This window comes from Bacillus sp. FSL M8-0063, from assembly GCF_038005545.1.
Classification (GTDB): domain Bacteria; phylum Bacillota; class Bacilli; order Bacillales; family Bacillaceae_G; genus Bacillus_A; species Bacillus_A wiedmannii.
This window is the reverse complement of sequence record NZ_JBBOTJ010000001.1, coordinates 4,175,553-4,194,937: the sequence shown is the minus strand read 5'-3', so window position 1 is coordinate 4,194,937 and position 19,385 is coordinate 4,175,553. Positions and strand designations below refer to the sequence as shown.

General features: G+C 37.1%; 21 protein-coding genes and 1 pseudogene. 18 read left to right on the top strand and 4 right to left on the bottom strand.

Annotation, left to right across the window (positions count from 1 at the left end; translation table 11 throughout):
* Window positions 1-149: 149 nt before the first annotated feature.
* Entirely contained in the window at window positions 150-461 is a 312-nt protein-coding gene (locus tag MKX31_RS21420) for a PepSY domain-containing protein (RefSeq protein WP_000118541.1), read from the bottom strand.
* A 148-nt stretch (window positions 462-609) separates the two neighbouring features.
* Here MKX31_RS21420 and MKX31_RS21415 point away from each other — a divergent pair, with 148 nt between their 5' ends.
* The 10 genes from MKX31_RS21415 (at window position 610) to murC (ending at window position 12,271) form a co-directional block, all read left to right on the top strand.
* The gene (locus MKX31_RS21415) at window positions 610-1,683 is read left to right on the top strand and encodes a M42 family metallopeptidase (protein ID WP_064475080.1); all 1,074 of its coding nucleotides are present in this window, start codon (window positions 610-612) and stop codon (window positions 1,681-1,683) included.
* A gap of 132 nt (window positions 1,684-1,815) precedes the next feature.
* Window positions 1,816-2,325 (top strand): DUF84 family protein, encoded by a 510-nt coding sequence (locus MKX31_RS21410; RefSeq protein ID WP_098101727.1) that lies wholly within the window; start codon window positions 1,816-1,818, stop codon window positions 2,323-2,325.
* Between the two features lie 83 nt (window positions 2,326-2,408).
* Entirely contained in the window at window positions 2,409-2,723 is a 315-nt protein-coding gene (locus tag MKX31_RS21405; protein ID WP_000838193.1) for a thioredoxin family protein, read from the top strand.
* A gap of 78 nt (window positions 2,724-2,801) precedes the next feature.
* Window positions 2,802-3,614, top strand: coding sequence for a DUF1444 domain-containing protein (locus MKX31_RS21400; RefSeq protein ID WP_340981491.1), 813 nt, complete (start codon window positions 2,802-2,804; stop codon window positions 3,612-3,614).
* Window positions 3,611-4,225 carry a YtpR family tRNA-binding protein gene (gene ytpR, locus MKX31_RS21395; protein ID WP_001006767.1) on the top strand — a complete coding sequence of 205 codons (615 nt, stop codon included), beginning with the start codon at window positions 3,611-3,613 and terminating at the stop codon, window positions 4,223-4,225. Before MKX31_RS21400 ends, ytpR begins: the two co-directional genes overlap by 4 nt.
* Window positions 4,226-4,419: 194 nt before the next feature.
* A complete protein-coding gene (locus MKX31_RS21390) occupies window positions 4,420-4,764 on the top strand; it encodes a hypothetical protein (protein ID WP_064474546.1) in 345 nt (114 codons plus the stop codon).
* A 40-nt stretch (window positions 4,765-4,804) separates the two neighbouring features.
* The gene (locus MKX31_RS21385) at window positions 4,805-5,761 is read left to right on the top strand and encodes an N-acetylmuramoyl-L-alanine amidase (protein WP_098101996.1); all 957 of its coding nucleotides are present in this window, start codon (window positions 4,805-4,807) and stop codon (window positions 5,759-5,761) included.
* 155 nt (window positions 5,762-5,916) lie between these two features.
* Window positions 5,917-9,528: a DNA translocase FtsK gene (locus MKX31_RS21380; RefSeq protein WP_340981490.1), complete on the top strand. Its 3,612-nt coding sequence runs from the start codon at window positions 5,917-5,919 to the stop codon at window positions 9,526-9,528.
* A 61-nt stretch (window positions 9,529-9,589) separates the two neighbouring features.
* A complete protein-coding gene (locus MKX31_RS21375; RefSeq protein WP_000658382.1) occupies window positions 9,590-10,708 on the top strand; it encodes a nicotinate phosphoribosyltransferase in 1,119 nt (372 codons plus the stop codon).
* A 252-nt stretch (window positions 10,709-10,960) separates the two neighbouring features.
* Window positions 10,961-12,271, top strand: coding sequence for a UDP-N-acetylmuramate--L-alanine ligase (gene murC, locus MKX31_RS21370; protein WP_000219461.1), 1,311 nt, complete (start codon window positions 10,961-10,963; stop codon window positions 12,269-12,271).
* Window positions 12,272-12,325: 54 nt separating this feature from the next.
* On the opposite strand, the gene MKX31_RS21365 is transcribed toward murC, so the two are convergent.
* Window positions 12,326-12,988, bottom strand: coding sequence for a hypothetical protein (locus MKX31_RS21365; RefSeq protein ID WP_098101992.1), 663 nt, complete (start codon window positions 12,986-12,988; stop codon window positions 12,326-12,328).
* Window positions 12,985-13,329, bottom strand: a complete 345-nt coding sequence (locus MKX31_RS21360; protein WP_064474551.1) for a PadR family transcriptional regulator — start codon at window positions 13,327-13,329, stop codon at window positions 12,985-12,987. Before MKX31_RS21360 ends, MKX31_RS21365 begins: the two co-directional genes overlap by 4 nt.
* A 142-nt stretch (window positions 13,330-13,471) precedes the next feature.
* Here MKX31_RS21360 and MKX31_RS21355 point away from each other — a divergent pair, with 142 nt between their 5' ends.
* The 4 genes from MKX31_RS21355 (at window position 13,472) to MKX31_RS21340 (ending at window position 15,606) form a co-directional block, all read left to right on the top strand.
* Window positions 13,472-14,020 (top strand): GNAT family N-acetyltransferase, encoded by a 549-nt coding sequence (locus MKX31_RS21355; RefSeq protein WP_064474552.1) that lies wholly within the window; start codon window positions 13,472-13,474, stop codon window positions 14,018-14,020.
* Window positions 14,017-14,508 carry a GNAT family N-acetyltransferase gene (locus MKX31_RS21350; protein WP_064474553.1) on the top strand — a complete coding sequence of 164 codons (492 nt, stop codon included), beginning with the start codon at window positions 14,017-14,019 and terminating at the stop codon, window positions 14,506-14,508. The genes MKX31_RS21355 and MKX31_RS21350 overlap by 4 nt, the downstream gene beginning before the upstream one ends.
* Window positions 14,509-14,584: 76 nt before the next feature.
* Complete coding sequence (locus MKX31_RS21345) at window positions 14,585-14,989, top strand: PH domain-containing protein (RefSeq protein ID WP_064474554.1); 405 nt, start codon at window positions 14,585-14,587, stop codon at window positions 14,987-14,989.
* Between the two features lie 182 nt (window positions 14,990-15,171).
* Complete coding sequence (locus MKX31_RS21340; RefSeq protein ID WP_340981489.1) at window positions 15,172-15,606, top strand: hypothetical protein; 435 nt, start codon at window positions 15,172-15,174, stop codon at window positions 15,604-15,606.
* 39 nt (window positions 15,607-15,645) lie between these two features.
* Here the strand turns inward: MKX31_RS21340 and MKX31_RS21335 are convergent, their stop codons facing one another.
* Complete coding sequence (locus MKX31_RS21335) at window positions 15,646-16,761, bottom strand: aminopeptidase (RefSeq protein ID WP_154131657.1); 1,116 nt, start codon at window positions 16,759-16,761, stop codon at window positions 15,646-15,648.
* A 187-nt stretch (window positions 16,762-16,948) separates the two neighbouring features.
* Between MKX31_RS21335 and MKX31_RS21330 the strand changes: the two genes are divergently transcribed.
* The 4 genes and pseudogenes from MKX31_RS21330 to MKX31_RS29330 form a co-directional block, all read left to right on the top strand.
* The gene (locus MKX31_RS21330) at window positions 16,949-17,461 is read left to right on the top strand and encodes a DUF948 domain-containing protein (RefSeq protein ID WP_081257212.1); all 513 of its coding nucleotides are present in this window, start codon (window positions 16,949-16,951) and stop codon (window positions 17,459-17,461) included.
* Complete coding sequence (gene ytxJ, locus MKX31_RS21325) at window positions 17,461-17,787, top strand: bacillithiol system redox-active protein YtxJ (protein ID WP_046956174.1); 327 nt, start codon at window positions 17,461-17,463, stop codon at window positions 17,785-17,787. The genes MKX31_RS21330 and ytxJ overlap by 1 nt, the downstream gene beginning before the upstream one ends.
* Window positions 17,788-17,904: 117 nt before the next feature.
* Window positions 17,905-18,921: a CamS family sex pheromone protein gene (locus tag MKX31_RS21320; RefSeq protein WP_064474557.1), complete on the top strand. Its 1,017-nt coding sequence runs from the start codon at window positions 17,905-17,907 to the stop codon at window positions 18,919-18,921.
* Window positions 18,922-18,981: 60 nt separating this feature from the next.
* A pseudogene (locus MKX31_RS29330) lies at window positions 18,982-19,082 on the top strand (hypothetical protein); the annotation flags it as partial.
* Between the last annotated feature and the right edge of the window lie 303 nt (window positions 19,083-19,385).

Genomic DNA, 19,385 nt, shown 5'->3' with positions numbered 1-19,385 from the left:
AAAAGGGGAGGTTGTTCCAGCAGTCTGTTGGAGCAGTCTCCTTTTCGTTTTTTGTCGGTAAGTCGATATATTCGGAAAATCGCCGATATAATTTCAATTACTATCCACAATTAAAAAATAAGAGGTTCACCTAATGGGAACCCTCCTTTTTATGCTGCTATAACCTCTAAAACAGTACCTGTTTTAGCATCAACTAAAAATTCAAATCGTTCTTGTATATCATCTAACATCGTTGTAAGACCGCCACGATAAACTTCGTATGCGACATCATATTTTTCAAATGTCTCTGGAACCATATGTACCCAAGAGCCAGTAATTTCACCTTTATGACTTAATGCTTGTTTCACCATTTTCAATGCTTTTTCTGAAGAAATATGGGATTGTTCTTGTACTTTGTTTGCAACAAGATAACCAGCTGCGAAACCAACGCCAAGACCTGCAACTAAACCTTTCCAGCTCATATATTCACCTCAATTCTATAAAATAAAAATAGTGTACCAATAATAATTATAAATCAAATACAGCTAAAAAAGAAGAAACTAGAAACATTTCGAAAATTTCGTTACAATAAAAGAGGTATTCTACTAAGGTTTGAAAGAAGGGGACTTCGTGAATAAAGAGACATTACATTTATTTCGTACGTTAACAGAATTACAAGGTGCATCAGGATTCGAACATGATGTACGCCGTTTTATGAAGCAAGAATTAAGCAAATATGCGGATGAAATTGTGCAAGACGGTTTAGGTAGCGTATTTGGTCTGAAAAAAGGGGACGAAACTGGCCCACGTGTTCTTGTAGCTGGTCATATGGATGAAGTAGGTTTCATGGTTACGCAAATTACGAAAAACGGGATGCTTCGTTTTCAAACGTTAGGCGGCTGGTGGAGTCAAGTGTTATTAGCGCAACGTGTACAAGTTATGACGAAGAATGGTCCTGTTATTGGGGTTGTTGGTTCTATTCCTCCTCATTTATTAAGTGACGCGCAACGTGCAAAACCGATGGATATAAAAAATATGTTAATTGATATAGGTGCAGATAGCTACGAAGATGCGATTGAGATTGGTGTAAAACCAGGACAACAAATCGTGCCAATCTGTCCGTTTACGCCGATGGCAAATGAAAAGAAAATTATGGCGAAAGCTTGGGACAACCGTTACGGATGTGGCCTTGCAATCGAATTATTAAAAGAATTAAAAGACGAAACATTACCAAACACATTATACTCTGGTGCGACTGTACAAGAAGAAGTTGGTCTTCGCGGTGCACAAACTGCTGCAAATATGATTCAACCAGACATTTTCTATGCGCTTGATGCAAGTCCAGCAAACGATGCATCTGGTGATAAAACACAGTTCGGTCAATTAGGAAAAGGTGCTCTTCTTCGTATTTATGATCGTACGATGGTAACGCATAGAGGAATGCGCGAATTCATTTTAGATACAGCAGAAACACACAACATTCCGTACCAATACTTTATTTCACAAGGTGGTACAGATGCGGGCCGTGTACATACAAGTAACTCAGGTATCCCATCAGCAGTAATTGGTGTTTGCGCACGTTACATTCATACACATGCTTCTATTTTACATGTTGATGATTATGCGGCAGCAAAAGAACTTATTACGAAGCTTGTAAGAGCAACGGATAAAACGACGTTAGAGACAATTAAGAATAACGCGTAGAGAAGAAGGGCTGAAGAGCCTTTCTTTTTTTAGGTGGGAGAGATACCCTATCGATGAGTGGTGGCCGTGCTCCCATGTATAAAGAGTAATTTGATTAAGGTAAGATGATGAATGTATATAGAGGTGAACGAAATGAAAGTAGTAGTTGGATCGAAGAATAAAACGAAAGTTGGTGCTGTGGAGAAGGTTTGGAAAGATGCTACAATTACATCTCTTTCTGTTCCTTCAGGGGTAGCAAACCAGCCGTTTACAGATGAAGAGACGATGCAAGGAGCGGTTAATAGAGCGAAGCGAGCGCTACAAGAAGGAGAAGCTCAAATTGGTATTGGATTAGAAGGCGGCATAATGAAAACGGAGCATGGTTTATTTATGTGTAACTGGGGCGCGCTAGCAACAAGTGCCGGTAAAATATTCGTTGCAGGCGGTGCACGTATTACGTTACCAGATGATTTTTTAGCACCTCTTGAAGAGGGCAAGGAGTTAAGTGAAGTGATGGAAGAGTTTGTACAGAGAAAAGATATTCGTAGTCACGAAGGTGCGATCGGTATTTTTACAGATGATTATGTCGACCGCACGGAATTATTTGTACACGTTGTTAAGTTACTTGTTGGGCAATATAAGTATGATGAAAAGCAAGCATAAACCTTGCACCATACGCGATGTATGGTAGTATAAAAGAAAGATTATAACATGAAAAAAAGCACTCGTTAGAGGAGGAAATATAGATGAAATCATTAGAAAGCATGGAGCAATTCCAACAATTGAAAAATGAAGAGAATGTAGTCTTTATGTTCTCAGCAGAATGGTGCCCAGACTGCCGTTTTGTAGATCCATTTATGCCAGAAGTAGAAGAAAAATATAGTGATTTCTCATTTTACTATGTAGATCGTGATGAGTTTATTGATCTATGTGTAAAATTAGACGTATTTGGCATTCCGAGCTTTGTAGCGTACAATAAGGGTGAAGAAACAGGTCGCTATGTAAACAAAGATCGTAAAACACAAGAACAAATCGAAGAGTTTATTGAAGGTTTAAAATAAGGCAATTTGCCAATTGAATTGTAAAACAACCTCTACCTTCGCGGGGGAGGTTATTTTTTTGGAAGGGAGGAAAAAGAGATGAAGATGACAAGTAAAAAGATGAAAGATGAGTTAATGAAGAAATTCTCTCGCCCAGAATGGGACTTTCAGTATGATAGCGAGAAAGAAGTTCTACGTATAGAACAGAAAGACTCGAAAAAGGGTATTAACGTATCGCTTCCAGGAGTTGTGGCAAAATGGGAAGTGAATAAAGAAAAAGCAATTGAAGAGGTTGCCTATTACGTACAAGAAGCGTTAATTGCGATGCATAAAGAAGAAAATAGCGCAGCGAAAATTTTACCTGTTATTCGCTCTACTTCTTTCCCGAAACAAGCAGAAGAAGGAAATCCGTTTATTATGACGGATCATACGGCGGAAACACGTATTTACTACGCATTAGATTCGAATAAAACGTATCGACTCATTGATGAGCGTCTATTACAAAAATTAGAACTTACAGAGCAACAAGTGCGTGAAATGGCATTATTCAACGCTCGCTCATTAGGTTATGAATTTAAACAAGAAACAGTAGCAGGGAATACATTCTACTTTTTAAACACAAATGATGGGTATGATGCGACGCGTATTTTAAACGAATCGTTACTACAATCGATGCGTGAAAAGATTTCTGGTGACATGGTTGTTGCTGTTCCTCACCAAGATGTATTAATTATTGCTGATATCGTCAACGAAATCGGTTATGATATTATTGCACAAATGACAATGAAATTTTTTGCCGAAGGGCATGTTCCGATTACATCACTTTCATTCGTATATGAAGATGGGGAATTTGAACCAATCTTTATTTTAGCGAAAAATCGGAAGAAGACAGATGGAAAAGAGAAAGGATGAACGAAGTGAACGTTTTTTACAACCTTGAAGGAATTGGTGACACTCTAATTGTTGCCTTACAAGATATTACTTTAGAGAACCGTACTTTTGATCGCAAAGGAGATGTTGCACGCGTATACGATCGTGAAAGCAATGTAACAGCAGGGTTCAACATCTTTAATGCGTCTTCTTACTTAGAAGTAAAAGAAACAGGTAACCTAACATTAACGAAAGAATTTGTAGAAAAAATCAATGGAATTTTAGCGAAGAACGGCTTTGAAGAAACAGTAGAAGCAGATCTTTCTCCAAAATTTGTTGTAGGCTATGTAGCTGAAAAAGAGAAGCATCCAAATGCTGATAAGTTAAACATTTGTAAAGTAGAAATCGGTACAGAAACATTACAAATCGTATGTGGCGCACCGAACGTTGATGCAGGACAAAAAGTTGTCGTTGCAAAAATTGGCGCTGTAATGCCAAGTGGTATGCTAATTAAACCAGCTGAACTTCGCGGTGTTCCTTCTTCTGGAATGATTTGCTCAGCACGTGAATTAGAGCTTCCAGATGCTCCACAAGAAAAAGGTATTCTTGTATTAGAAGATAGCTTTGAAGTTGGACAAGAGTTCAAATTTTAATTGATGTAAGAAAAGAGAGGTTGTCCTTTTGGACAGCCTCTCGTTTCTGTTGAATCGTGGATATATTGCGAGTTGTGACAGATATATTCAAAAAATCGTTCATATTATAAGGATGTCACCTTTTTTCTCAAAAACTATATTGTATTTTATAGACAAACTAGTTAAAATTTAGAAAAATAGAAGGGGATAGACGTATGAAACAACAACTAAAAATTGCAGAACTTCTGAAACGAATTGAAACTTCAAAACAGCAAGATATCGAACTAGGTTCTTATGAAATATATGTGTTTAGCGAAAATGAATTAGAAAAAGGACAAATCGGTTACCGATATGATAAACATAAACATTCATTAATAAGTGAAGAAAACGGTAAATGGCAAGAAGAATGGATTGTTATTGGATATGAAACAGATATGGGGGATCCTGTTTTTGTAAATGTAGCTGATGATGCTTATCTAGTTTATACTGCAGAGCGTGGTACAGAAACGTGGCAACCCGTTCATATTGGAAATATGGATGAGATTATAAAACAATTATAAGAAAAACTTTGAGACCGGTGCAAAGTGACGGGAGAAAAACATGAAGTATATAAAAATAATGAGCATGATTGCATTCATTGGAATATATATGGGAGGCTGTTCGCAAGAAGAGCCGAAAAAAGAAGTAACATCTTCTATGAAGGAAACAAACAAAGATAACAAGGAAGACGCACCGGTAGAAAAGCAGCAGGAAGAACAAGAAAAGAAAAAAGAACCGCAAGCAGTTCAAAAAAATCAGCAAGTGGAGCATAAGCAGGAGGAAGTGCCGGCCGAGGAAAAGAAACAGGAATCTACGCCAGTACAGCCAACTGAGCAACCGCTGCAAAATAATGAACAAAAAGTAGAGAGTAATGAAAAACAAGGAAAGTTTCTTGTTGTTATTGATCCAGGGCATCAACAAAAAGCAAATTTAAATTTGGAGCCGATTGGGCCAGGAGCAACGACGCAAAAATATAAAGTGACAGATGGTACAACTGGTGTTGTGACGAAAAAAAGAGAGGCTGTTCTCGTATTAGAAATGGCTTTCGTATTAAAAGAACAGTTAGAAGCAAAGGGAATCCAAGTATTAATGACGAGAACGTCACAAGATGTGGATATAAGTAATAAAGAACGCGCGACATTTGCGAATGACCATAAGGCGAATTTGTTTTTGCGTCTTCATGCAGATGGTTCTGAAAATCCGAATCAAAGTGGATTTTCTGTATTAACGCCGGCAGAAGGAAGTCCGTACACGAAAGAGATTTATGCTGAAAGTCTTCAAATCTCTCAAACGATTGTAAATAAAATGAGAGAGAATCAGCAGGTGAAAGTAAATGGAATTAAATTCAGGGAGGATCTTTCTGGATTTAATTGGGCAAAAGTTCCTGGCGTATTGTTAGAACTTGGGTTTATGTCAAACCCTGAAGAAGATAAAAAATTATCTGACCCACAGTATGTAAATTCTTTATTGCAAAGTGTAACGGATAGTGTAGAGGAATATCGGAAGAGCAAAGCTTAAACGCAGTCTTACATGTAAGGCTGCGTTTTTCTATATGAAAACACTCGTAAATTAGAATATTATGGATAAATATGACATGCTTAATTTTACCTGCACTTTTTGCCGAATGCTGATACAATAAAGGATGTTACTATTTAGTAGAAAGAGTGGTAAGCATGTTAGATTGGATGAAAAAGCTGTTTAACAAAGAGGAAGAACAAACAGCGATAAATAAAGAAGTACCAAAGCAAATCGAAAGTCAGCCGAAGATCCCTCGTGTAAACCACTACACTGAAGCAAGAGAAGCACAAATGGCAAGTCGGAATGCAGGTAAATGCCGTTTTCCATTAGTACCGGATAATGGGTTCGATGAAGAGGATGTTATAGCAACAGGGCATTTTGAAGAACAACCTGTTCAAGTTGTAACATATGAAAATCAGCCTACTCAAAGAGGGGTCAAAGTGGAAAGAAGTAGACGACAGTATGTGGAAAAGGTAGTTTCTACATATGAAGAGCCGGAAGTACAATATGAACCGGAGAGAGAGCCTGTCGTAAAGAAAGCATCTGCACCTTCGCAAGAAAGTAACCGTAGACCATTTCGTCCAACAGAAATGATCTCGCCAATTTACGGATATAATCGTCCTTCTGTAGAAAAAAAGGTAGAAAAGCAGGAGGAAGAAAAGGAAAGAGAAGATCTTGAAATATCTGTAGAGGGCAAATCAGTCGTTGATGCATGGTTAGAGAAAAAAGGATATACATTATCTGATTTCTCACAAGGACAAGTAACAAATTCTTCCAGTCATGAAGGCGTTGATCAGCGAGATCAACAAAGTAAAAAGGAAGAAAAGTCAGTTGTCGATCAATGGCTAGAGAAAAACGGTTATGAAATTGAACGCCAAGAGCCTATAGTAGAAGAAAAAGAAGTGGTTCAAGAAATTAGTGCACAGCAGGAAGTTCCAGCGGGTGAAGTACCTTATCAAACAATTGCTGGGCGTATGGAAGATGCTAAGCAAGAAAGTGATGTAGAGGCCAAAAACATTCTACAAACGGAATTAGTAGATTCTAAAGTAGAGCACGAGGATACAATATTATCAGAAGAAACTAAACGTAATACAGAAATAGAACAACCTACTATTGAAGTAGAAAAGCAAGCTCCAGAAGAATCAGTGATTGTCAAAGCAGAAGAAAAACTTGAAGAAACAATCATCGTGGAAATACCAGAAGAAGTGGAAGTAATTGCGGAAGCAGAAGAGCTAGAAGAAGTGGAAGTAATTGCGGAAGCAGAAGAGCTAGAAGAAGTGGAAGTAATTGCGGAAACAGAAGAATCAGAAGAAGTGGAAGTAATTGCGGAAGCAGAAGAGCTAGAAGAAGTGGAAGTAATTGCGGAAGCAGAAGAGCTAGAAGAAGTGGAAGTAATTGCAGAAGCAGAAGAGCTAGAAGAAGTAGAAGTAATTACGGAAACGGAAGAGCCAGAAGAAGTGGAAGTAATTGTAGAAGCAGAAGAGCTAGAAGAAGTAGAAGTAATTACGGAAACGGAAGAGCTAGAAGAAGTGGAAGTAATTGCAGAAGCGCCAGAAGAAGCAGAACCTGTAGCGCTTGAGGAAACACAGCAAGAAATGGTTTTAAATGAAGCGATTGAACAAACGAATGAATTCATACATGTTGCTGAGGCTGATGAACAAACGAAAAAAGATGTTCAAAGCTTTGCAAATGTTTTAATTGCAGAAGAACAACGAGTTGTAGAAGAAGCACCGATTGCAGAAGAACAACAAGTTGTAGAAGAAGCACCGATTGCAGAAGAACAACGAGTTGTAGAAGAAGCACCGATTGCAGAAGAACAACAAGTTGTAGAAGAAGCACCGATTGCGGAAGAGCAACGAGTTGTAGAAGAAGCACCGATTGCAGAAGAGCAACGAGTTGTAGAAGAAGCACCAGTTGCAGAGGAGCAGCTGGTTATAGAAGAAGCGCCGATTGCAGAAGAGCAGCCGGTTGTAGAAGAAGCACCGATTGCGGAAGAGCAAACAATTGTCCAAAAAGAAGAACCAAAACGTGAGAAAAAGCGTCATGTACCATTTAATGTTGTTATGTTGAAACAAGACAGAACGCGATTAATGGAAAGACATGCGGCTAGAGCGAATGCAATGCAATCTTCTATGAGCGAACGAGTAGAGAATAAGCCTGTACAACAAGTAGAAGAAATACCAGTGCAACAAGTAGCAGTGGACCCACAAGTGGAAGAGAAACCAATGCAGGAAGTAGTGGCAGAGCAAGTACAAAAGCCAACTTCGAGTACGGAAGTACAAGAGAAAGCATATGTTGTAAATCAAAGAGAGAACGATATGCGAAATGTATTGCAAACACCACCGACATATGCAATTCCGCCATTAACATTGTTGTCAATTCCGCAGCAGGCAGCGTTAGATAATACGGAATGGTTGGATGAACAGAAAGAATTATTAGATACAACATTTAATAATTTCCACGTTGGTGCACATGTTATTAACGTATCGCAAGGTCCAGCGGTAACTCGTTTTGAAGTGCAGCCAGACCCAGGTGTGAAAGTAAATAAAATTACAAATTTAAGTGATGATATTAAACTGAGTTTAGCAGCGAAAGATATTCGTATTGAAGCACCGATTCCAGGGAAGAGTGCGATTGGAATCGAAGTTCCAAATAAAGAAAGTAAGCCAGTATTCCTTCGTGAAATTTTACGAAGTCCTGTGTTTACAAAGAGTGAATCACCGCTTACAGTTGCGCTAGGACTTGATATTTCAGGCGATCCAATTGTAACGGATATTCGAAAAATGCCACATGGACTTATTGCGGGTGCAACGGGTTCTGGTAAAAGTGTGTGCATTAACGCAATTTTAACGAGTATTTTATATAAAGCGAAACCGCATGAAGTGAAGTTAATGTTAATCGATCCGAAGATGGTTGAGCTTGCACCATACAATTCTGTTCCACATCTTGTAGCACCTGTTATTACGGATGTAAAAGCAGCGACAGCTGCATTAAAGTGGGCGGTTGAAGAAATGGAGCGTCGTTATGAATTGTTTGCGCACGCGGGTGCTCGTGATTTAACTCGTTATAATACGATTGTAAGTGGGCGAGAAATTCCAGGAGAGACATTACCTTATATCGTTATTGTCATTGACGAGTTAGCCGACTTAATGATGGTTGCTCCTGGTGATGTTGAGGAAGCGATTTGTCGTATTGCACAAAAAGCTCGTGCTTGTGGTATTCACTTATTAGTTGCGACGCAGAGACCATCTGTAGACGTTATTACAGGTTTAATTAAATCAAACATTCCAACGCGTATTGCGTTTACAGTATCATCCCAAGTTGATTCGCGTACGATTATCGATATTGGGGGCGCGGAGAAATTACTTGGTCGTGGTGATATGTTATTCTTAGGAAACGGTACGTCTAAACCGGTTCGTGTACAAGGTGTATATGTATCGGATGATGAGATTGAGAAAACAGTTGATCATGTGAGAAAGCAAATGAAGCCGAACTACTTATTTAAGCAAGAGGATTTATTAGCGAAAACAGAACAAGCTGAGTCGGAAGACGAATTGTTCTTTGATGCATGTCAATTTGTTGTAGAACAAGGGGGAGCGTCCACATCTTCTGTACAGCGAAAATTCCGCATCGGTTATAATCGCGCGGCACGTCTCATTGAAGAGATGGAATCGCAAGGGATTATTTCTGAAGGAAGAGGAACGAAACCGAGAGATGTCCTTATTTCTGAGGATGAATTCGCTGCTATGCAGGAAACAAATGTATAGGCAACGGTTTTGCTGTATACTAATAGAAAATGTTGGATAGTAAAGTAGGGAGTAAAGCGACATGAAAGAAATTGAATTAAAATTAAAAGGTGAAATAAATAGACTAACAAATAGAACATTTAAATTTGACGAACGTGTTGGAGAAGGTTGGTTCTCTGCCGTTTACTTTTTAAAGACTAGAGAAATCATTGAAGAATTTCGCCCGAAAAGTGTTGTGACGATGCAATTTTTCCAAAAGGAAAATGCAGTTCTTTGCGGAACAGATGAAGTGATTGCATTGCTACAAACATTCGCAAAAAATCCTGAGGAACTTGAAATTAACTCTTTAAAAGATGGCGATAATATTAGTCCGTTTGAAACAGTGTTAACAATTCATGGTCCTTATGAAAATTTCGGATTTTTAGAAGGTGTCATTGATGGGATTTTAGCCCGTCGTACATCAGTTGCGACAAACGTATATAACGTTGTCCAAGCTGCACGTAGTGTAGATAAAGAAAAACCAGTTATTTTCATGGGAGATCGTGACGATCATTATACGCAACAAGCTGGTGACGGTTATGCAGCATACATCGGAGGTATGAGCGCACAAGCGACGCATGCGATGAATGAATGGTGGGGCAGAAGTGGTATGGGGACAATGCCTCACGCATTAATTCAAATGTTTAATGGTGATGTTGTGGAAGCGGCAAAAGCATATCATAAGAAATTCCCAGAAGATGAATTAGTTGTATTAATTGATTACAACAATGATGTCATTACAGATGCACTTCGCGTAGCGCGTGAATTTGGATCAACATTAAAAGGTGTACGTGTAGATACGTCGCGCACGATGATTGATCAATACTTCATTCGCCACCCAGAAGTACTTGGAACATTCGATCCACGTGGTGTAAACCCATCGCTTGTATTCGCACTTCGTAAAGCACTTGATGAAGAAGGATTCCAGCATGTAGACATCGTTGTAACTGGTGGATTTGATGAGAAGCGTATTCGTGAATTTGAAGCCCAAAACGTACCTGTTGATATATACGGAGTAGGAAGTAGCTTATTAAAAATGAATATTGGCTTTACTGGTGATAACGTAGAATTAAATGGAAAACCAGAAGCGAAAGCTGGTCGTAAATATCGTCCAAACCCACGTTTAGAGAGTGTTCAATTAGAAAAAAGAGAAGATATGTAAAAGAGAGAAAAACTGATAGGTGATTGACCCTATCAGTTTTTCTGTTATCATAGTATAGCGGCTTCTTTTTTGCTATAATGGATTTGTTATGGACATAAAAAAGAAGTACGTACGAGTTTATCCTGATAGGTGAAGGGAAGAATAACTTCACTACATCAAAAATGTATGATGATTACCAAAATAAGAAAAGATTCATATACTGTCTTATAGATAGGCCGTTGTATTAGTTCGAAATGTTGGAGGTTCTTTAAGATGACAGTTTACCATTTTGTAGGAATTAAAGGAACAGGAATGAGTTCATTAGCTCAAATTCTTCATGACATGAAGCATACTGTTCAAGGGTCTGATTATGAAAAGCGTTTCTTTACACAAACAGCGTTGGAAAAGCGTAATATCTCGATCCTTCCTTTTGATAAAAATAATGTAAAAGAAGGACAAGTGATTATTGCAGGAAATGCATTTCCTGATACGCATGAAGAAATCGTAGCAGCAAAAGAATTAAACATCCCAGTACATCGTTACCATCACTTCTTAGGTGATCTTATGAACCAATACACAAGTGTTGCTGTAACTGGTGCACATGGAAAAACATCAACAACTGGTTTGTTAGCCCATGTAATGCAAGGTGCACACCCAACATCTTACCTTATTGGAGATGGAACAGGGCATGGGGTAGAAAATAGTAAGTATTTTGTATTTGAAGCTTGTGAGTATCGTCGTCATTTCTTGTCTTACAATCCAGACTATGCAATTATGACAAACATTGATTTTGATCATCCAGATTATTTCTCAGATATCAATGATGTATTCAATGCATTCCAAGAGATGGCATTGCAAGTGAAAAAAGGCATTATTGCATGTGGAGATGATGAAGAACTTCAAAAAATTCAAGCGAAAGTACCTGTTATTTTCTATGGATTTGGAGAAGATAATGATTTCCAAGCACGTAACATTCAAAAGAGAACAGATGGTACTATTTTCGATGTATTCGTTCGTAATACGTACTATGACACGTTCAAAATTACAGGATACGGCAATCACAGCGTATTAAATGCATTAGCAGTAATCGCGCTTTGCCATTATGAAAACGTTGATGTAGAAGCAGTTAAGCATCAGCTAACAACTTTTGAAGGCGTAAAACGTCGCTTTAATGAAAAGCCAATGGGAGAGCAAGTTATTATCGATGACTACGCACACCATCCGACAGAAATTAATGCAACGATTGAAGCAGCTCGTCAAAAACACCCAGAGCGTGAAGTTGTCGCTGTATTCCAGCCACATACATTCTCACGTACAGAAAAATTCTTAGATGAGTTCGCTGAAAGTCTAAGCAAAGCTGACCAAGTATACTTATGTGATATTTTCGGATCAGCACGCGAAAACAAAGGTGAATTAACAATTGAAGATCTGCAAAAGCGTATTGACGGTGCAGAACTAATTACAGATACAACAACGGATGTATTAAAGAAACATAAAAACGGCGTTCTAATTTTCATGGGCGCAGGCGACATCCAAAAATTCGAAGCAGCTTACGTAAAAGAAGTTCAAGTTGCAGAGAAGTAAGAAAAAAGACGCATAGCTGTGGCTGTGCGTCTTTTTTGTTGTGTTCGATATATTTTAAAAAGCGTTGATATGTTGATATTGTTTATTCTTTTTGTAGAGTTGTTTTAATAAAACGATATAAATTAAACTAAAAAGTACATATCCAATTAAATAATAGAATGAAAACATATCGAATTGTTTTGTTATCATAATTCGAATCGCGAAAAATGCAAATGGAAGAGCGATTAAAACGCTAGTACTAAATGAAATCACTGTTTTTAAAAATTTTAATTGCTTTGTATTCCAATGGTTTTCTCTATAGATGAACCAAATGTTGCTTGTGATAAAGGCTAATAAAAATGGTAAATTAGCTGAAATATTTATAAAGCCCAGTGCGATAGGTACTGATAAAGCAACGAGTGGAGCAACAGATAGTCCTGTAAAGTATTTAATAAATGTATTTGTAGATTGCTGTGCATCTTGAATAACGTCTGTATATTCTCTGGCAATTTCCTGTGCTAATTCTTTTGGAGGAAGAAATTCTTCAATCACTTGTGAAGGGATGCTTGCTAATGGTATCCCTTCACTTTCTTTACTTAATGCATTTTCATATAAATCAGATTTGATTTCTAGCACATGTTGTTCTCTTGCGGAGATAGGTAAGTTCATTAAACCTTTGTCGAAATCCTGTAAGAAAGAAGCAATGAGTTCATTTGAAAAGAATTGTTCCTTGTTCATTCTTTATCCTCCCCTTTAGCTAGTAACATTAGAGCTTGATACACTGCATCATAATCATGTAAGCGACTATGTAAAATTTCTCTCCCTTCATCTGTAATTTGATAGTATTTTCTTTTTGGACCATCACCGGACTCTTCCCAATAGGAAATAGCCCAATTGTTCTTCGTGATTCGATTTAATATAGGGTAAATCGAACCGTTCGGGATATGAAACACAGGGATATTTTGTAAGGCACTTGTAATTTCGTATCCGTACATAGGTTGTTTACTTATTAAAGACAAAATAGCGAGATCAAAAACACCTTTACGTAATTGAATTATAAAATTATCATTTTTTTCCATACTTTAACTATATATGATTCATATCTAGCTATCAATCATATATAGTTGTTATTCTTATATTAAACCGAAAAAAGTGTTAATATTTAACATTTTGCATCTGTAAGTGTTAGAATAATAAGAAAAATAAAAGGGGCTAAAAAGCATGTTCACACTTCGAGTAGATGACGAAATCGAATTACAGTTATTAGAGAAGCATTATAAAGAGGAATTATATGAATTATTAGATCAAAACCGTAACCATTTAAGAAGATGGCTTCCTTGGGTAGATGGGATGAAATCTGCTGGTGCGTATGATGAAATTTGTCCGATGTGGTTAAAGAAGTTTGCAGAGGGAGACGGTTTTGAAAGTGGTATACGTTACAAAGGAAAGCTCGTTGGGATGGTAGGTATTCATCCGGTAAGCTGGGGAAAGAAAGCGGCGAGTCTCGGATATTATCTGGCAGAAGACGCTGGTGGGACAGGTATTATGACGCGTAGCGTAAAGGCTGTACTTCACTATGCATTTGAGAATTTAAAATTAAATAAAGTGGAAATTAGATGCGGTGTTGAAAATGTGAAAAGCCGCGCTATTCCAGAGCGTTTAGGTTTTAAGTTAGATGGTATTTTAAGGGATGAAGAATGGTTATATGATCATTTTCACGATATCGCTGTATATAGTTTACTAGCTTCAGAGTGGAAGGAGATCCGATGAACGAGAAGATACGCATTATTCCGTATGAAAGTACGTTTCAAGATGAAGTAGTAGATCTTATCGTTCATATTCAGCAAAAAGAGTACAATGTTCCCATTACGAAAGAAGAGCAGCCAGACTTACTTGAAATAGAAACGTTCTATCAAAGGGATTATGGAAACTTTTGGATAGCAACTTATGATGATAAAGTAGTTGGAACAGTAGCTTTATTAGATATTGAGAATCGGCAAGTAGCGCTAAGAAAAATGTTCGTAAAAAAAGAATTTCGCGGAAAAGGGTGGGGCACATCACATAAGTTGCTCCAAACAGCAATTTCGTGGGCTGAGAATAAAAAGCTGAAAGACATTTACTTAGGAACGACAGTGAAATTTTTAGCGGCCCATCGCTTTTATGAAAAGAATAATTTCCAAAGTGTGAGTATAGACGAGTTGCCAAAAAGTTTTCCAGTGTTACAGGTAGATAAGAAATTCTATAGGTATATCGTTTAAGAAGGTCATTCAGAAATGGCCTTTTTTCATGACTAAAATGGAAAAAGTGGTATAATTTAGGTTAGGGGGTGTAGGTATGGACTTTCCGATTCAAAGAAGTAAGTCAGTAGTAATTTTCGTTTGTCTCACGTTAGTTTTTATGTTCGTATATCCACTTGTCATGATTATCTCAAATAAAGAGCAGTGGATGTCAGCGTTAATTGGAATGGGTTTATGCTTCCTTGTAAATGTGCCACTCGTTTGGGAAGTATTTATTAAAAAGCATAAAGTAGAAAATGGTGTATTAAAGTACGGCATTTTAAATGACGATATCGTATTGAAAGAGATAAGAATCATTCGTCAAGTTGGGAAATACCTTGAAATTACGACGAATGCATACAAAGTACATATGGTTGCGATACCGCAAGATATGAATGAATTTTTGGCGCTTATCGAGAAAGAGAATCCAAATGTGAAAATAGAAATGGTAGGTAAGAAATGAAATATGTAAAACCGTTGTTTTGTTTGTGCTTGTTGGTTGCACTAGAGTATATATGAAATGGGATCTGCCCTTATATGTACCAATATTAATAGGTACTATTGCAGTGGCGCTTTTATATTATTTTCATTTTGAGCAAACAAAAAGTGAGAAAAGTAGTTCTATATAGTGCAGGAGGATTAGAGATGAAAAAAATCTGTATGTTGTTTCTATTTCTGCTAACAGCATCATTTCTTATAATAGGGTGTAGTGCGAAGAAGGAAAAGGCAGATATGAACTTAGAAAAGGCACAAAAGGTTGAGATTGAATCACTTACGGATTCAAGTGATAAAAAAGTAATTACTGATAAGAAAGAAATTGAAAAGCTGTTTGAAGTCATGAAAATGGATAAGTGGGAAATGCAGTCGGCTCCTTTAGATACTCCGCAAGGGAAAACATTTAAAATGTACCAAGAGGATACAAAAAAAATATCGGAGTCGAGTAATGATAAAAAAGAGTTACATGAAATTGGTACTATGACAGTATATAAAGATGTTCCGTATGTTGAAGTTGAAATGAAAAATAAGAAGATGAGTTTTAAAGTGCCAGAAGATGTGGCGAAAGATTTATTAAATTATTAATAAAAAAACGCTCGGAGAACATTCCGAGCGTTTTTATTATTATTTTAAGTTCTCTGGGTTTAAAGCTTCTAATTCAGGTACAACGAAGCGTCCATCTTTACGGATTAGTACGTCGTCGAAGTAAATTGCGCCGCCGCCGTATTCAGGGCGCTGGATGCATACTAAATCCCAGTGAATGTTCGAGTTGTTGCCGTTCCATGCATCGTCGTAAGCTTGTCCAGGAGTGAAGTGGAAGCTGCCATCGATTTTTTCATCGAATAGGATGTCTCCCATAGGATGTAAGATGTATGGATTTACGCCGATTGCGAACTCACCAACGTAGCGTGCGCCTTCGTCTGTATCGAAGATTTTGTTAATGCGCTCTGTATCGTTTGCAGTTGCTTCAACGATTTGACCGTTCTCAAACTTAAGTTGTACATTTTCAAATGTATAACCGTTGTAAGGAGATGGTGTGTTGTAAGAAACTGTACCGTTAACAGAATCGCGAACTGGTGCAGAGTATACTTCACCGTCTGGAATGTTTAAATGACCAGAGCATTTAATAGCTGGAATGTCTTTAATAGAGAATGTTAAGTCAGTTCCAGGACCAGTTAGGCGAACTTTATCTGTTTTATTCATTAATGTAACAAGGCTATCCATCGCCTTATCCATTTTACCGTAGTCTAAGTTACAAACTTCGAAGTAGAAGTCTTCGAAAGCTTCTGTGCTCATTTTAGCAAGCTGCGCCATAGAAGTATTTGGGTAGCGAAGAACAACCCATCGCGTTTTCGGAACGCGGATGTCTCTATGAACTTTCTTACCAACTGTTTGACCGTGAATTTGCATTCTTTCACTTGGCACGTCAGCTTGTTCGTTAATGTTATCGCCAGAGCGAAGACCGATATAAGCGTCCATATCTTTCATTACGCTTGCTTCATATGCAGCGATTTGTTCGAAATGTTCTTCAGTAGCACCCATTAATAAAGAGCGATCTACTTGATGATCTTTTAGAGAAACGAATGGGAAACCACCAGCGGCATATGCTTCTTTTACAAGTGCAGTTACAAGTTCTTTTTGTAAGCCAAAGTTTTCAATTAATACTTTTTCGCCTTTTTGTAAGCGGATAGAGTAGTTAATTAAATTGTATGCTAACTTTTCAATGCGTGGATCTTTCATATGTAAAGCCTCCCTACTAATTATGTATCCTCTCCTATTGTAACCTACTTAGTGGAATTTGTTGAATCATTTATGTTAAAGTTAACGAATAAGTATGAAAATTCTAATGAAAAGATAGGGATTAGAACGAAACGGAAAATGATTGTATAATAGGGGAAAGTATGAAAAAGATAAAGGAAGTGATGAAATGCAAGTTCTTTTATATGTAAGTGCAGCTATTATCGCGGTTGCTTTCGCTGTATTAGTAGTGTATGTATGCAGAACGTTGTTATCGGTTCAAAAGACGTTAGAAAACGTTGCAAGCACGTTAGAAGGTTTAGAAAAGCAAATGCAAGGGATTAGCGTAGAGACGGAGCAATTATTACATAAAACAAATGCGTTAGCTGATGACATTCAACAGAAGTCACAATCATTAAATAAAGTAGTATCGGGTGTAGATGGAATTGGAACAACAATCCATTCTTTAAATACGAAACTTCGTAATGCATCAGATTCTGTTACGGACGAAATTGAAAACAATGCAGATAAAGTAGCGCAAGTTGTACAGTGGAGTAGCGCTGCAATTGAAGTATACAATCATTATCGTGCGACAAGACAAGAGAAAAAGGTTGAAAAAGAAGAGCGTAAATTAGAAAGACTTGAGAAAAAAGCTGAAAAGAAAGAGAAGCGCTCTAGACTTCGCATGAGAGGTGAATCGTGATGAATATGACAAAAATTGAAGCAATTGAAGAGCTTGAAGTATTAGTAGAAAAAAACGAGCCTTATGTTCTTTTTAAACATAGTACGACATGCCCGATTAGTCATGGTGCATATACAGAATTTCAAGCGTATTGTAGTGAAGAACGAGCAGTACCAGCATATTACTTATACGTACAAGATGCGAGAGATGTTTCGAATCGTGTTGCAGAACAGTACAGCATTAAACATGAATCTCCGCAAGTGTTATACATAAAAGATGGGATGGTAGTATGGAATACGTCTCATTGGAACATTAAAAAAGACGCTTTAGAAGAGAATATTAAGTAAAAAGAAGCAAGCTAAAGGTGCTTGCTTCTTTTTTTTGTTTTTGTTGAAATATATTTAATGGTACACTGTTATTAGTTCAAATTAAATAATTAGATTGTTGAAAGTAGGTTTTAAGTAATGAAGAAAATGGCATTATCCTTCGCGGTCGTAAGTTTATTACTAGGAGCTTGTAGTAATGATACGATTAGTAAGAAGGATGAAGTTATACAGAAGGATACGAAAGAAAAAAGCATGATTCCGAGAACTGCTGTTTCTAAAGATTATTATAGAACTGTAATTCCTTTAAAAGAACAAAAGGTTATAAATACAGCTAATATAAAAACAAATTCTAAATTAGATTTAGCAGAGTATGAAAATGGTTTAATGAATATTGCAAAAGAGCAATTTGATACAGAGAATCATGTACTACAATTAAATCAGTATATTCCGGAGAAGTTAGTTGATGAACTAGTCGCAAAAGTAGAAGCACCAGTTTTGACGAATATTATAGAACAAGACTATTTCGGAAAACAGAATTCAAACGAACTAAGTTTATCTGGTGTTATGATTGGTTTAGCTATGTCTTCAAGTGTATCGAATGAAGAAGCTATGTCTAAAGGTACTGAAGTTGCCAAGCAACTTATTGAAGCGATTAATAAAAATGACAAGTATAATAAGTCTCCAATTACGTTCGCTATCTTTAAGCAAGAAAATACAAGTTCTTTAAAAAATGGTACGTATATTGCTAGTGCTACCGTTCAAAAGAATGATACGAACCTTGGAAATTGGAGCACGATCGATGAACAAGCATTTTCATATCCTTCTGATGAATTTACAAAAGCACATGGAGAAGATAATACCAAAATAACTGAATTTGCTGATGCAATGAAAGGTTTTTCTCCGGCAGATTTTATCCCAGTCAATGCTAAAGTTTCTTATAAGAAAAACCAGATGGATACATTAAATATGAATATCGTTATTAAATACAATGGTAAAACAGAATTAATGGCTCTTACCCAAATGGCTGCTCAAAGTATGTTAGAAAAATTACCTAAAGATGCGAAAGTACAATTGCAGATAAAGTCCGAGAGTAAAATCGAGGCAATTATTATAAAAGAGAAAAACAGCGAAAAACCGTTTGTTTCCTTCTTATAAAAAAAGACAGTGTTTAAACTGTCTTTTTTTATTGTAAGTGAAAAGGTACGAGGGGGAAGAGCGACGCGTAATACGCTTCCTATATCCGCTGTGCCGATTTTAAAGAAAGCAACACATGTTTACCTGTCGTTGCCGATGTAACGCATTCTACAGGGCGCCGCGTACCTCCAAATCCAGCGCATCAAATGACTACCATTGTCGTTTTCTGTCGGTAAGCCGATATATTTAAAAAATCGCTGATATAATTGGAGTTGTGGTCGATATATTTGGAAAATCGTTCATATATTTCGAGTTGTGATCGATATATTCGAAAAATCGCCGATATAAATTTCATTTACTATCGTACTGCTTAAAATAGGGTCTTTACTTATGAGATATCTATTTTTTTACAAAAAATGCCCTTTTTTTCATGAAAAATACGAAAATACGAGAAAAGAAGCGAATTTTTTCGAAACTTTTGCGGG

What these genes read in the sequence shown, in the direction of transcription:
- MKX31_RS21380 (WP_340981490.1), top strand. Translation starts at nt 5,917, where the DNA reads ATGTTAGATTGGATGAAAAAGCTGTTTAACAAAGAGGAAGAACAAACA.
- MKX31_RS21355 (WP_064474552.1), top strand. Translation starts at nt 13,472, where the DNA reads ATGTTCACACTTCGAGTAGATGACGAAATCGAATTACAGTTATTAGAG.
- MKX31_RS21390 (WP_064474546.1), top strand. Translation starts at nt 4,420, where the DNA reads ATGAAACAACAACTAAAAATTGCAGAACTTCTGAAACGAATTGAAACT.
- MKX31_RS21365 (WP_098101992.1), bottom strand. Translation starts at nt 12,988, where the DNA reads ATGAACAAGGAACAATTCTTTTCAAATGAACTCATTGCTTCTTTCTTA.
- MKX31_RS21375 (WP_000658382.1), top strand. Translation starts at nt 9,590, where the DNA reads ATGAAAGAAATTGAATTAAAATTAAAAGGTGAAATAAATAGACTAACA.
- MKX31_RS21405 (WP_000838193.1), top strand. Translation starts at nt 2,409, where the DNA reads ATGAAATCATTAGAAAGCATGGAGCAATTCCAACAATTGAAAAATGAA.
- ytpR (WP_001006767.1), top strand. Translation starts at nt 3,611, where the DNA reads ATGAACGAAGTGAACGTTTTTTACAACCTTGAAGGAATTGGTGACACT.
- MKX31_RS21350 (WP_064474553.1), top strand. Translation starts at nt 14,017, where the DNA reads ATGAACGAGAAGATACGCATTATTCCGTATGAAAGTACGTTTCAAGAT.
- ytxJ (WP_046956174.1), top strand. Translation starts at nt 17,461, where the DNA reads ATGAATATGACAAAAATTGAAGCAATTGAAGAGCTTGAAGTATTAGTA.
- MKX31_RS21420 (WP_000118541.1), bottom strand. Translation starts at nt 461, where the DNA reads ATGAGCTGGAAAGGTTTAGTTGCAGGTCTTGGCGTTGGTTTCGCAGCT.
- murC (WP_000219461.1), top strand. Translation starts at nt 10,961, where the DNA reads ATGACAGTTTACCATTTTGTAGGAATTAAAGGAACAGGAATGAGTTCA.
- MKX31_RS21345 (WP_064474554.1), top strand. Translation starts at nt 14,585, where the DNA reads ATGGACTTTCCGATTCAAAGAAGTAAGTCAGTAGTAATTTTCGTTTGT.
- MKX31_RS21335 (WP_154131657.1), bottom strand. Translation starts at nt 16,761, where the DNA reads ATGAAAGATCCACGCATTGAAAAGTTAGCATACAATTTAATTAACTAC.
- MKX31_RS21410 (WP_098101727.1), top strand. Translation starts at nt 1,816, where the DNA reads ATGAAAGTAGTAGTTGGATCGAAGAATAAAACGAAAGTTGGTGCTGTG.
- MKX31_RS21330 (WP_081257212.1), top strand. Translation starts at nt 16,949, where the DNA reads ATGCAAGTTCTTTTATATGTAAGTGCAGCTATTATCGCGGTTGCTTTC.
- MKX31_RS21360 (WP_064474551.1), bottom strand. Translation starts at nt 13,329, where the DNA reads ATGGAAAAAAATGATAATTTTATAATTCAATTACGTAAAGGTGTTTTT.
- MKX31_RS21385 (WP_098101996.1), top strand. Translation starts at nt 4,805, where the DNA reads ATGAAGTATATAAAAATAATGAGCATGATTGCATTCATTGGAATATAT.
- MKX31_RS21320 (WP_064474557.1), top strand. Translation starts at nt 17,905, where the DNA reads ATGAAGAAAATGGCATTATCCTTCGCGGTCGTAAGTTTATTACTAGGA.
- MKX31_RS21400 (WP_340981491.1), top strand. Translation starts at nt 2,802, where the DNA reads ATGAAGATGACAAGTAAAAAGATGAAAGATGAGTTAATGAAGAAATTC.
- MKX31_RS21340 (WP_340981489.1), top strand. Translation starts at nt 15,172, where the DNA reads ATGAAAAAAATCTGTATGTTGTTTCTATTTCTGCTAACAGCATCATTT.